This window comes from Saccharomonospora amisosensis (assembly GCF_011761185.1).
GTDB classification, from domain to species: domain Bacteria; phylum Actinomycetota; class Actinomycetes; order Mycobacteriales; family Pseudonocardiaceae; genus Saccharomonospora_A; species Saccharomonospora_A amisosensis.
Genome location: NZ_JAAOYM010000001.1, coordinates 4300700 through 4314032, shown reverse-complemented (window position 1 = coordinate 4314032; position 13333 = coordinate 4300700). Strand labels below are relative to the sequence as shown.

Here is a 13333-nt window from a genome sequence, read left to right as displayed (position 1 = left end):
ACGTTAGCGGGACCTTTCCGACCCGTTCAGCTTGCCCGAACGCGCACCTGACGCGAAGGTGCGCCGATAGGCCAGCGGTGCGACGCCGATCGCGGCATTGAGGTGGTGGCGAAGCGACGCCGCGCTGCCGAGACCCGATTCGGCGGCGACCCGGTCGACGGGCAGGTCCGTGCTCTCCAGGAGGTGCCGCGCGTGCAGGACACGCTGCCGGGTCAACCACGCGTGCGGCGGTTGTCCTGTCTCCTCGCGAAACCGTCTGCTGAACGTTCGTGGGCTCATAGTCGCGTGTGCTGCCAGCGTCGCCAGGTCGAGCGGCTCGGCGAGGTGCCGCAGTGCCCACGCCCTCGTGGCCGCCGTACTGCCGTCTCGCGTCGCGACCAGCGGCCGGTCGATGAACTGCGACTGGCCGCCGTCTCGCCACGGCGGCACCACGCAGTGCCTTGCAGCCACGTTGGCCACCTCACTGCCGTGGTCGCCGCGAACGACGTGCAGGCACAGGTCGACGCCCGCCGCCAGCCCCGCGGACGTGAGCACGTCGCCGTCGTCGACGAACAGCACGTTCTCGTCAAGCTCCACCTTCGGGTACAGCGCGCGGAAGTCGTCGGCGTACGCCCAGTGCGTGGTGGCACGGCGACCGTCGAGCAGGCCTGCCGCGGCGAGCACGAAAGCGCCGGTGCAGATGGACATCACGCGCGCATGTGCGGGGATACGGGCCAGCGCGGCCGCGATGTCGGTGGGCAGCGTGCCCTGGTGTCGAGGGCCGGTGACCATCGTGCCCGGGATGATCACCGTGTCGGCGTCGTCGAGGGCTTCGGGGCCGTGGTCCAGCACAGCCGTGTATCCGGCTCCGACTCGGACCGGGCGGTTGTCGACCCCGCAGATGCGCACGTCGTAGACGGGCTCGCCGTCGCGGCGCGCCGTCGTGAAGATCTGCTGCGGTATGTGCATGTCGTAGCCCACGACGGGTTCGAGCGCCAGGACGGTCACGATGTGCATGGCAAGATATTTGCAGATATTGGCGTTCTTGCCACTCGCCTGGCCTGCGAAGCGGACACAAGATCGAGTCCGTGACCGACCTGCCGACACTCCCCCCAACCACCACCAGGGCTGCTCGCCGAGTCCACTGGGCCTGGTTCGTCGCTTCCGCGGCGTTCGTCGCCCTGCTGGGCGCGGCCGGCTTTCGCGCGGTCCCGAGCGTGCTCATCGACCCGCTGCACCGGGAGTTCGGCTGGTCGCGGGGCACGATCTCGGCCGCCGTCTCGGTGAACCTGCTGCTTTACGGCTTCATCTCCCCGTTCGCGGCCGCGCTGATGCAGCGGTTGGGGATGCGGCGGGTCGTCACCGGCGCTCTGCTGCTGGTGTCCGCCGGCAGTGGGTTCACCGTCTTCATGACCGAGAGCTGGCAGCTGCTGCTGTGCTGGGGAGTGCTGGTGGGTGCCGGCTCGGGGGCGATGGCGCTCGCCTTCGTCGCGACGGTGACCAGCAGCTGGTTCGTTCGCCACCGCGGCTTGGTGAGTGGTGTGCTGACGGCGGCGGGTGCGACCGGACAACTGGTGTTCCTTCCGCTGGTAGCCGCGCTGGCCGCCGAGCACGGTTGGAGAGCGGCGTCACTCGCCGTGGCGGGGGCGGCGCTGGCGGTTGTCCCGGTCGTGGTGCTGCTGTTGCGTGACCGGCCTGCCGATGTCGGCACGACCGCCTACGGTGCCGACCCGGCGACCGCCTCGCCCGCGGCCACCGCGGACGGCGCGGCCACCGCGGACGGCGCGTTGCGGGTGCTGGGGCATGCCGTTCGAACCCGTACCTTCTGGCTCCTCGCAGGCGGTTTCGCGATCTGCGGGGCCTCGACGAACGGGCTCGTCGGGACTCATTTCGTGCTCGCTGCCCACGATCACGGAATGCCGTACACGACCGCGGCCGGGTTGCTCGCCCTGGTCGGGGTATTCGACGTCGCGGGAACGGTGCTGTCGGGCTGGTTGACCGACCGGGTGGACCCGCGCAGGCTCCTCATCGCCTACTACACGTTGCGCGGTGTCTCGCTGCTCGTGCTGCCACGGCTGTTCGCCGAGACCACCGAGCCGCCGATGTGGGCGTTCATCGTGATCTACGGGCTCGACTGGGTCGCGACCGTACCGCCGACGGTGGCGCTGTGCCGGGAGCGATTCGGCGGCTCCGGCCCCGTGGTGTTCGGCTGGGTGTTCGCCTCACATCAGGTTGGAGCCGCGCTGGCCGCGTTCGGCGCTGGCCTCACACGCGATGTACTCGGCAGCTACGAGTTCGTCTGGTATGCGGCCGGTGGGCTTTGCGCGGTAGCGGCGCTGTTCTCGCAGCGAATTCGCTCGCCAGAACGGTGACCCCGAAACACCGAGTTAACAAGCCGCGCATAGGGTCGCGGCATGGATCGCCAGCAGGAGTTCGTGCTGCGCACGCTGGAAGAACGCGACATCCGTTTCGTGCGGCTGTGGTTCACCGACGTCCTCGGTTTTCTCAAGTCGGTGGCGATCGCGCCTGCCGAACTCGAAGGTGCCTTCAGCGAGGGCATCGGCTTCGACGGCTCGGCCATCGAAGGCTTCGCGAGGGTGTACGAGTCCGACATGATCGCCAAGCCCGACCCTTCGACCTTTCAGGTGCTGCCGTGGGAGACGGCGGAAGGCGGGCACTACTCGGCACGCATGTTCTGTGACATCGCCATGCCGGACGGGTCCCCGTCCTGGGCCGACCCTCGGCACGTGCTGCGCAGGCAGCTTTCGAAGGCAGGGGAGGCGGGCTTCACCTGTTACGTGCACCCGGAGATAGAGTTCTTCCTCCTCGCAGGACTGCCGGAGCCCGGCCGCGAGCCGGAGCCCGCCGACAACGGCGGGTACTTCGACCAGGCGAGCCACGCGACGGCGACCCACTTCCGCAGGCACGCCATCGAGGCGCTGGAGGCGATGGGGATCTCGGTGGAGTTCAGCCATCACGAGGGTGCGCCGGGGCAGCAGGAGATCGACCTGCGTTACGCCGATGCGCTGACCATGGCCGACAACGTCATGACGTTTCGCTACGTGGTCAAGGAAGTCGCACTGATGCAGGGCGTGCGGGCCACGTTCATGCCCAAGCCCTACACCAACCAGCCCGGCTCGGGCATGCACACGCACGTCTCGCTGTTCGAAGGCGATCGCAATGCGTTCTACAGTCCCGAGGACCCCTACGAGCTGTCGGAGACGGGCAAGGCGTTCGTGGCCGGGTTGCTGCAACACGCCAGGGAGATCTCGGCGGTGACGAACCAGTGGGTGAACTCCTACAAGCGGCTGATCAGGGGCGGGGAGGCTCCTACGACCGTGTCGTGGGGGAGGGCGAACCGATCGGCGCTGGTACGGGTGCCGATGTACTCGCCAGGCAAGGCGTCGTCACGCAGGGTTGAGATCCGCACTCTCGACTCGGCCTGCAATCCCTATCTGGCGTACTCGGTGATTCTTGCCGCCGGCCTCAAGGGCGTCGAGCAGGGTTACGAGCTTCCACCTGCCGCGGAGGACAACATCTGGACGTTGACGGACTCGGAGCGAAAGGCCGCGGGCTATACGGAGCTGCCGCAGAACCTCGGCGAGGCGTTGAACGAGATGGAGCGGTCGGAGTTACTGCCCGACGCGCTCGGTGAGCATGTCTACGACTTCTTCCTTCGCAACAAGCGGGTCGAGTGGGACAGCTACCGCAGCGCGGTGACGCCGTACGAGCTGCGAACCCTGCTCCCCGTGCTCTGATCGGCCCTGACCAGGGTTTTCGCCGCAAGGTGACCCCCCTGTTCAGGTGTCGATCGGCGGTGTGTAATCTTTTCTTCGTCGCCAGGGGCGGCCGGAGACAGGCGAGGTTGACACCGCGCAGGGCTCCGGGTAACGTTGCTGGTCGGCCCTGAGGTAGGGCACAACCCTTCGACTTCAAGTTCGGACTTTGGTCCGGGGTTGGCTGACGCCTCAGAGGCAAAATACCGAAGCGATCGTGTTGTTTGAGAACTCAACAGTGTGCTAGCAGATTTTGTGTTTGTGGTGTTTGTTTTTTGCCCCTTTTTTGTGGGTTTTTTTGAGTTTGAGTTCAGGGTTTTTGTTGGAGAGTTTGATCCTGGCTCAGGACGAACGCTGGCGGCGTGCTTAACACATGCAAGTCGGACGCTGAAGCTCAGCTTGCTGGGTGGATGAGTGGCGAACGGGTGAGTAACACGTGGGTAATCTGCCCTGTACTTCGGGATAAGCCTTGGAAACGGGGTCTAATACCGGATAGGACACATCGTCGCATGGTGGTGTGTGGAAAGCCTTTGGGTGGTATGGGATGAGCCCGCGGCCTATCAGCTTGTTGGTGGGGTGATGGCCTACCAAGGCGGTGACGGGTAGCCGGCCTGAGAGGGTGACCGGCCACACTGGGACTGAGACACGGCCCAGACTCCTACGGGAGGCAGCAGTGGGGAATATTGCACAATGGGCGCAAGCCTGATGCAGCGACGCCGCGTGAGGGATGACGGCCTTCGGGTTGTAAACCTCTTTCGCCCAGGACGAAGGGTTTCGGCTTGACGGTACTGGGAGAAGAAGCACCGGCTAACTACGTGCCAGCAGCCGCGGTAATACGTAGGGTGCGAGCGTTGTCCGGAATTATTGGGCGTAAAGAGCTCGTAGGCGGTGTGTCACGTCTGCCGTGAAAACCTACGGCTTAACCGTGGGCGTGCGGTGGATACGGGCATCACTTGAGTTCGGTAGGGGAGACTGGAATTCCTGGTGTAGCGGTGGAATGCGCAGATATCAGGAGGAACACCGGTGGCGAAGGCGGGTCTCTGGGCCGATACTGACGCTGAGGAGCGAAAGCGTGGGGAGCGAACAGGATTAGATACCCTGGTAGTCCACGCTGTAAACGTTGGGCGCTAGGTGTGGGGTGCTGTTCACGTGTCCCGTGCCGTAGCTAACGCATTAAGCGCCCCGCCTGGGGAGTACGGCCGCAAGGCTAAAACTCAAAGGAATTGACGGGGGCCCGCACAAGCGGCGGAGCATGTGGATTAATTCGATGCAACGCGAAGAACCTTACCTGGGCTTGACATGCATCAGACGCATCCAGAGATGGGTGTTCCCTTGTGGTTGGTGTACAGGTGGTGCATGGCTGTCGTCAGCTCGTGTCGTGAGATGTTGGGTTAAGTCCCGCAACGAGCGCAACCCTTGTCCTATGTTGCCAGCGGGTTATGCCGGGGACTCGTGGGAGACTGCCGGGGTCAACTCGGAGGAAGGTGGGGATGACGTCAAGTCATCATGCCCCTTATGTCCAGGGCTTCACACATGCTACAATGGCTGGTACAGAGGGTGGCGATACCGTGAGGTGGAGCGAATCCCTTAAAGCCGGTCTCAGTTCGGATCGTAGTCTGCAACTCGACTGCGTGAAGTCGGAGTCGCTAGTAATCGCAGATCAGCAGTGCTGCGGTGAATACGTTCCCGGGCCTTGTACACACCGCCCGTCACGTCACGAAAGTCGGTAACACCCGAAGCCCATGGCCTAACCCACGTTGGTGGGGGGGAGTGGTCGAAGGTGGGACTGGCGATTGGGACGAAGTCGTAACAAGGTAGCCGTACCGGAAGGTGCGGCTGGATCACCTCCTTTCTAAGGAGCAACTGTTCCACGGTTGTTCGTGGTTTTGGTGGACCGCCACAAACGCGTCCTGTGCTGTGTTCTGCCCTGTTGTGGGGTGGTGGTGCGGGGTCTGTTGGTGCGCTGTTGGGTTTTGAGGCAACACGTGGTGTTGTTTCGGTGTGGTGTTTGAGAATTGCAGAGTGGGTGCGAGCATCTTTGTGGTCAAGTTGTGTAGGGCACATGGTGGATGTCTGGGCATCAGGGGCCGATGAAGGACGTGGGAGGCTGCGATAAGCCTCGGGGAGCTGTCAACCGAGCTGTGATCCGAGGGTGTCCGAATGGGGTAACCCGGCACCCGTGATGGGGTGTCACCCGCACCTGAATGTATAGGGTGTGTGGAGGGAACGCGGGGAAGTGAAACATCTCAGTACCCGTAGGAAGAGAAAACAAGTGTGATTCCGTGAGTAGTGGCGAGCGAAAGCGGAGGAGGCTAAACCGTGCGCATGTCAAGCTGTCAGGTGTTGTGTGTGCGGGGTTGTGGGGTGCCACTGTTCAGGAGCTGACACTTCTGGTGATGCCGTGTGTGGTTAGTGGAACAGCCTGGGATGGTTGACCGGAGTGGGTGAGAGTCCCGTACGCGAAAACTGCATGGCGGTGTTGTGGTGGTGTTTCCCCGAGTAGCAGCGAGCTCGTGGAATTTGCTGTGAATCTGCCGGGACCACCCGGTAAGCCTAAATACTTCCTGGTGACCGATAGCGGACGAGTACCGTGAGGGAAAGATGAAAAGTACCCCGGGAGGGGAGTGAAAGAGTACCTGAAACCGTGTGCCTGCAAGCCGTCAGAGCTGCTGCCTTGTGTGGTGGTGATGGCGTGCCTTTTGAAGAATGAGCCTGCGAGTTAGTGCTGCGTGGCGAGGTTAACCCGGGTGGGGTAGCCGGAGCGAAAGCGAGTCCGAAGAGGGCGTGTGGAGTCGCGTGGTCTAGACCCGAAGCGGAGTGATCTACCCATGGCCAGGGTGAAGCGCCGGTAAGACGGTGTGGAGGCCCGAACCCACCAGGGTTGAAAACCTGGGGGATGAGCTGTGGGTAGGGGTGAAAGGCCAATCAAACTCCGTGATAGCTGGTTCTCCCCGAAATGCATTTAGGTGCAGCGTCACGTGTTTCACGCCTGGGGTAGAGCTACTGGATGGCCTAGGGGGCTTACCGGCTTACCGAAGTCAACCAAACTCCGAATACGGGTGTGTGAGAGCGTGGCAGTGAGACGGCGGGGGATAAGCTTCGTCGTCGAGAGGGAAACAGCCCAGAACACCGGCTAAGGCCCCTAAGTGTGTGCTCAGTGGGAAAGGATGTGGAGTCGCTGAGACAACCAGGAGGTTGGCTTAGAAGCAGCCATCCTTGAAAGAGTGCGTAATAGCTCACTGGTCAAGTGGTTTTGCGCCGATAATGTAGCGGGGCTTAAGCACACCGCCGAAGCCGTGTCACCTGCACATGAGATCCGCCGATTGTCCCTGCGGGGTTGTTGGTGTAGTCGTGTGGGTGGGTAGGGGAGCGTCCTGCATCCAGGGAAGCCATCGTGGAAACGAGTGGTGGAGGGTGTGGGAGTGAGAATGCAGGCATGAGTAGCGAATGCAGAGTGAGAATCTCTGCCGCCGGATGACCAAGGGTTCCTGGGCCAGGTTGTTCCGCCCAGGGTAAGTCGGGACCTAAGGCGAGGCCGACAGGCGTAGTCGATGGACAACGGGTTGATATTCCCGTACCCGCGTGTGCGCGTCCCTGGCGAGGCAGGTGAGACTAACCACCCGCCCCGCGCTTGTTTCTTCGGAGATGGGTGTGGGTGTGCGTGGGACCTGAGCTTGTAGTAGCCAAGCGATGGGGTGACGCAGGAAGGTAGCCCCGCCAGTCAGTGGTGATACTGGTGTAAGCGTGTGGCCCGCCCGGCAGGTAAATCCGTCGGGCTGTCTTCGATGACGAGGGTGAGGCGTGATGCATAGCCGTTGTGGCGAAGTAGGGTGATCCTCTGCTGCCGAGAAAAGCCTCTAGCGAGTGTGCGCGTGGCCCGTACCCCAAACCGACACAGGTGGTCAGGTAGAGAATACCAAGGCGATCGGGTGAACTGTGGTTAAGGAACTCGGCAAATTGCCCCCGTAACTTCGGGAGAAGGGGGGCCGAAACACCTGAAGCCCCGCGCGGGCTAGGGTGGGTCGGCCGCAGAGACCAGCGGAAAGCGACTGTTTACTAAAAACACAGGTCCATGCGAAGACGTAAGTCGATGTATATGGACTGACGCCTGCCCGGTGCTGGAACGTTAAGAGGACCGGTTAGCCCCTTTCGGGGGGTGAAGCTGAGAATTTAAGCGCCAGTAAACGGCGGTGGTAACTATAACCATCCTAAGGTAGCGAAATTCCTTGTCGGGTAAGTTCCGACCTGCACGAATGGCGTAACGACTTTCCGGCTGTCTCAACCACAGGCCCGGCGAAATTGCACTACGAGTAAAGATGCTCGTTTCGCGCGGCAGGACGGAAAGACCCCGGGACCTTTACTACAGCTTGGTATTGGTTTTCGGTTCGGCTTGTGTAGGATAGGTGGGAGACTGGGAAACCCGCACGCCAGTGCGGGTGGAGTCATTGTTGAAATACCACTCTGGCCGGATGGGGAACCTCAACCCGCGCCCCTGATCGGGGTGGGGGACAGTGCCTGGTGGGTAGTTTAACTGGGGCGGTTGCCTCCCAAAAGGTAACGGAGGCGCCCAAAGGTTCCCTCAGCCTGGTTGGCAATCAGGTGTTGAGTGTAAGTGCACAAGGGAGCTTGACTGTGAGACTGACGGGTCGAGCAGGTGCGAAAGCAGGGACTAGTGATCCGGCACCTCCTGGTGGAAGGGGTGTCGCTCAACGGATAAAAGGTACCCCGGGGATAACAGGCTGATCTTGCCCAAGAGTCCATATCGACGGCATGGTTTGGCACCTCGATGTCGGCTCGTCGCATCCTGGGGCCGGAGTAGGTCCCAAGGGTTGGGCTGTTCGCCCATTAAAGCGGCACGCGAGCTGGGTTTAGAACGTCGTGAGACAGTTCGGTCCCTATCCGCCGCGCGCGTAGGAGACTTGCGGAAGGCTGTCCCTAGTACGAGAGGACCGGGACGGACGAACCTCTGGTATGCCAGTTGTCCCACCAGGGGCACGGCTGGTTAGCTACGTTCGGAAGGGATAACCGCTGAAGGCATCTAAGCGGGAAACCCGTTCCAAGATGAGGTCTCCCACCCCCCGTGGGGTAAGGCCCCCAGCAGACCACTGGGTAGATAGGCCAGACATGGAAGCACAGCAATGCGCTCTGGAGTGGACTGGTACTAATCGGCCGAGGACTTCACCACAAAACCCCCATGCACCCGCACCCACTCTGCAACTCTGAAACACCACACCACACCGTGGTTGTTTCACCACCGTTTCGGTGGCCACAGCGACAGGGACACGCCCGGACCCATCCCGAACCCGGAAGCTAAGCCTGCCAGCGCCGATGGTACTGCACCCCCACGGGTGTGGGAGAGTAGGACACCGCCGAACACCAACAGAAGACAGCCCCGGAGCCGGGTAATGAGAGGTTGATATCTCTCCGGCTCTGGGGTTGTCTTTTTTTTTTGGGGGGGGCAACAGCGTGCCGGGGAGAATGCGCGGCGGTCGAGGTAACCAGCTACGCCAGCATTCGCGGAGGACGAGCACCGGAGCAGTCCACACTCGCTGCGGTGCGGCCGCGGACCGCGGTCACCTGCGCCGCCTGACGGGCTTGGAGCAGGTGGACTTCGGGACGCGCGGGTCGGTTGTGGCCGTACGACCTTGGGGTCGGCGGCCTTCGCGGGAGCCCACCTCGAACAAGGTCCGGCTCGGCAGCAACCACGCGATGAACGTCGTTGCGGTAAGACCAGCTACCCGGGCACTCGGCTCCGCTGCCACTAGCGAGCGCGCCCGTACCCTGGGCACGTGAGCGTCACTCGAATACTCGTAGTGCAACCGGATCCGTCTGATCCCCCTGGTCCACTGGGAGACTGGTTGGCAGAGGCCGGTGCCGAACTCCAGCTACTCCGGATGCCCGCAGACGAGATGCCTGAGGACATCGACGGTTACGACGGGCTGGTGTGCCTGGGTGGTGGGATGGGAGCGCAGGACGACACCGCGCATCCCTGGCTTGCCGACGTGCGCCGACTCCTCGCTCGTGCCGCGGCGCGGGATGTGCCGACCCTAGGGGTTTGCCTCGGTGCCCAGCTGCTGGCAGTCGCGACGGGAGGCAGTGTCGTGCCGGGAGATCGCGGGCCTGAAGCGGGACCCGGCCTGGTGTCGAAAAAAGACGCGGCATGGACCGACCCGTTGTTCGCCGACCTACCGCTGCTGCCGGATGTGCTGCAGTTCCACGCCGATGCCATCGAGACCCTGCCGGGACAGGCGGAACTGCTGGCCTCGTCACCGCAGTACCGAAACCAAGCGTTCCGTCTGAATCGCCGCGTCTACGGCATCCAGTTTCACATCGAGACGACACCGGAAGTGGTGCTCGACTGGGTGGCGAACGCCCCGAAGGTCGCCGCTGCGGCGAAAGCCGGTGCGTTCGATCGGCAATCGTTGGTGCAGGCACACGCCGATCTCGCTCAGACGTGGCGCCCATTCGCCCATCGATTCGCGGATCTGGTGGCCGGACGGCTGGAACCGGCGAACAGGAAGCCCCGGTCGTTGCCGCTGACGTGAGCATGGTGAAGGCGTGAGGTGCCAACTGCCGACTGCCGCTACGGTGAGAGCTGATGGTAGAGCGCGTTCGGCCGACAGCGTCGGCAGCGAGGTTCGGCTTCACCGACGACCGGGCGGGCGAGTTGCTGCGCGCGGCCGGGTGGTGGGCGGAATCCGGCCCGATCGAAGGCTGCGAGTACGTGGTTGCCGCGTTCGGCCGTGCCCCGGACCCTGACCTCGCGCTCTTCTGCATCGATCGCATACGCGCCGCGGACCCGGATGCCTGGCCGGAACTTGCGGCAGCGCTTCGCGACGATGCCGGTCTGCGTGGACGCCTGCTCGCGGTGCTGGGCACCTCCACCGCTCTCGGTGACCTGCTCGTCGGCTCGCCAGGAAGCTGGCGAGTACTGGCCGACTCGGGTCGAACACCCACCTGCGACTACACGGCGGTCCTGGCCGAGGCGATCGAGGACGGCACGGACCCTCTGACCGGACCGCCCGCCGAACGGGCGCTGCGCAAGGCCTACCGCGCGCTGCTGCTGGAGGTCGCCGCCGCCGACCTCGGCCACCTGGTGGAACCCGAGCTGGACCGGCTTACATTCGCTGAGACCACCGCCGCGTTGACGGCACTGGCCGAGGCGGCCTTGCGTGCGGGGCTGCAGGTGGCGTGGCGCGAGGTAGCCGACTCCTCGAACGCCAAGCTGGCCGTCATCGCGATGGGCAAGTGCGGGGGGCGGGAGCTCAACTACGTCAGCGATGTCGACGTGGTGTTCGTCGGTGAAGGAGACCTTCAGGTCGCCACCCGGTTGGCCACGACCATGACGCGGGTTGTGGGAAACGCGTGCTTCGAGGTCGATGCCGCGTTGCGGCCGGAAGGCAAGGCAGGCGCACTGGTGCGCACCCTCGAAGGGCACGAAGCCTACTACCGAAAGTGGGCGCGAACCTGGGAGTTCCAGGCTCTGCTCAAGGCTCGCCCGGTCGCGGGTGACGCCGACCTCGGTCGCGGCTATACGGAACTGGTCGCGCCGCTGGTGTGGTCGGCCGCCGAACGGGAGAACTTCGTCGCCGACGTGCAGCAGATGCGCCGCCGCGTCGAATCCCACGTGCCCTCGCAACTGGTCGATCGCGAGCTGAAACTGGGCAGAGGCGGGTTGCGGGACGTCGAGTTCGCGGTGCAGCTGCTGCAACTGGTGCACGGCCGGGTAGACCCCGAGTTGCGCTCCGCCTCGACGATGGAGGCGTTGGAGGCGTTGGGCGCGGGCGGGTACGTCGGTCGCGTGGATGCCGCCGAGCTGCGCATGTCCTACGAGTTCCTGCGGACCGTAGAGCATCGGCTGCAACTGCGCTCGCTGCGCCGCACACACTTGTTTCCTGCGTTCGGCGATACCGAGCAGCTGCGTTGGCTGGCCAGGGCGACCGGCATACATCCGGTGCGAGGCCAGTCTCGCGGCGAGGTGCTCACCGTCGAGTTTCGAAGGCACGCGCAGCGTATCCGGCGGCTGCACGAGAAGCTCTTCTACCGGCCGCTGCTCGAGGCTGTGGCCCGCGTGCCCACCGCGGCGCTGCGGTTAACTACGTCGCAGGCCGAGAGCAGGCTGGCCGCCCTGGGATATGCGGCGCCGGAGGGAGCGTTGCGCCACATCAAGGCCCTCACCTCCGGGGTGTCCCGCCGTGCCGCCATCCAGCAGACGCTGCTGCCCGTCCTGCTCGACCTGCTCGCCGATACCCCGGATCCGGACGGCGGCCTGCTCGCCTACCGGCGGGTGTCCGAAGCGCTCGCCGAAACCCCGTGGTACTTGCGGGTGCTGCGGGACGAGGCCGCCGTCGTCGAACGGCTGGCCACACTGCTGGGTACCGCGCGCCTGGTTCCGGATCTGCTTGTTCGGGCGCCGGAGGTGCTGAAGCTGCTCGGCGATCCTGACCGGCTCGCCGGTCGTTCCCCGGAGGAGGTGGCCAGGTCACTGCGTTCGGCCGCCCGCAGGCAGCCAGGCATGGAGGCCGCGGTCGCGACGGCACGGTCGTTGCGCCGACACGAACTGCTGCGGGTGGCCTGCGCCGATTTGCTCGGCATGCTTGGGGTTCCGGCAGTGTGCGCCGCGCTGTCCTCGGTGTGGGCTGCCGTTCTGCAGAGCGCCGTGGCCGCTGCGATCCGGCAGCGCTCGGGGGAGTTGGGTGCTGAACCCGCCCGTATCACGGTAATCGGCATGGGAAGGCTCGGCGGCGCGGAACTCGGCTACGGCTCGGATGCGGATGTGCTGTTCGTGTGCGAACGGTCGGGCGGCGCCTCCGATGGTGAGGCCCTGCGGTTTGCGACATCCGTCGCCGAGACGGTGCGCCGGTCGCTCAGCGCGCCCAGCCAGGACCCTGCCTTGGAGGTCGATGCCGACCTGCGTCCGGAGGGGCGCAGCGGTCCGCTTGTGCGCACGCTCGACTCCTACCGCGCGTACTACGAGAGGTGGGGTCAGGTGTGGGAAGCGCAAGCCTTGTTGCGGGCCGAACCGGTCGCCGGAGACGAGGATCTCGGCCAGCGGTTCGTGGCGGCCATCGACCCCGTCCGCTACCCGCACGGGGGGCTGGACCAGGCCAAGGTTCGGGAGATCCGGCGAATCAAGGCAAGGGTTGACACCGAACGGATGCCCAGAGGAGCCGATCCCACCACCCACGCCAAACTCGGCCGTGGTGGACTGGCTGATATCGAGTGGACCGTGCAACTGATGCAGCTGCGCCACGCGCACGAAGTCCCTGCGTTGCGCACGACGTCGACGCATGCCGCGTTGCGTGCGCTGGCGCAGGCAGGACTGGCCGAGCCTGGTGACGTGGATTCGCTGGTCAGCGCATGGGAACTGGCCACAAGGGCACGCAACATGGCGATGCTGGTGCGGGGAAAGGCCGTTGACCAGCTGCCGACCTCCGGCCGAGAACTGGCCGCCATGGCTCGGGTGTTCGGATACTCGGCCGACGACGACCCGGGCGAGTTCATCGACTCCTACCGGCGAGTCACCCGCCGTGCCCACTCGGTCGTGGAGCGCCTGTTCTACGAGACGTGAGGCGCAC

General features: G+C 64.4%; 5 protein-coding genes and 3 rRNA genes. 7 read left to right on the top strand and 1 reads right to left on the bottom strand.

The features are described from left to right. Window positions 1-3 precede the first annotated feature (3 nt). Window positions 4-996, bottom strand: a complete 993-nt coding sequence (locus FHU38_RS20935; protein WP_167174054.1) for a GlxA family transcriptional regulator — start codon at window positions 994-996, stop codon at window positions 4-6. Window positions 997-1067: 71 nt separating this feature from the next. Between FHU38_RS20935 and FHU38_RS20930 the strand changes: the two genes are divergently transcribed. The 7 genes from FHU38_RS20930 (at window position 1068) to FHU38_RS20900 (ending at window position 13326) form a co-directional block, all read left to right on the top strand. Further along, on the top strand, window positions 1068-2351 hold the full coding sequence (locus tag FHU38_RS20930) for an MFS transporter (protein ID WP_167174050.1): 1284 nt from the start codon (window positions 1068-1070) through the stop codon (window positions 2349-2351). 42 nt (window positions 2352-2393) lie between these two features. After that, window positions 2394-3737, top strand: a complete 1344-nt coding sequence (locus FHU38_RS20925; protein WP_167174047.1) for a glutamine synthetase family protein — start codon at window positions 2394-2396, stop codon at window positions 3735-3737. Between the two features lie 337 nt (window positions 3738-4074). Further along, a 16S ribosomal RNA gene (locus FHU38_RS20920) occupies window positions 4075-5607 on the top strand. 190 nt (window positions 5608-5797) lie between these two features. Beyond that, a 23S ribosomal RNA gene (locus FHU38_RS20915) occupies window positions 5798-8940 on the top strand. A gap of 73 nt (window positions 8941-9013) precedes the next feature. Continuing rightward, window positions 9014-9130 (top strand): 5S ribosomal RNA (gene rrf / locus FHU38_RS20910). Together the 16S, 23S and 5S rRNA genes form the textbook arrangement of a ribosomal RNA operon. 414 nt (window positions 9131-9544) lie before the next feature. Further along, window positions 9545-10300, top strand: coding sequence for a type 1 glutamine amidotransferase (locus tag FHU38_RS20905; protein ID WP_167174044.1), 756 nt, complete (start codon window positions 9545-9547; stop codon window positions 10298-10300). 53 nt (window positions 10301-10353) lie between these two features. Next, complete coding sequence (locus FHU38_RS20900) at window positions 10354-13326, top strand: bifunctional [glutamine synthetase] adenylyltransferase/[glutamine synthetase]-adenylyl-L-tyrosine phosphorylase (protein WP_167174041.1); 2973 nt, start codon at window positions 10354-10356, stop codon at window positions 13324-13326. The last annotated feature ends 7 nt before the right edge of the window (window positions 13327-13333 follow it).

Excerpts from the sequence above, each read along its gene's own strand:
- FHU38_RS20935 (WP_167174054.1), bottom strand. The coding sequence starts at position 996 with ATGCACATCGTGACCGTCCTGGCGCTCGAACCCGTCGTGGGCTACGAC.
- FHU38_RS20925 (WP_167174047.1), top strand. The coding sequence starts at position 2,394 with ATGGATCGCCAGCAGGAGTTCGTGCTGCGCACGCTGGAAGAACGCGAC.
- FHU38_RS20900 (WP_167174041.1), top strand. The coding sequence starts at position 10,354 with ATGGTAGAGCGCGTTCGGCCGACAGCGTCGGCAGCGAGGTTCGGCTTC.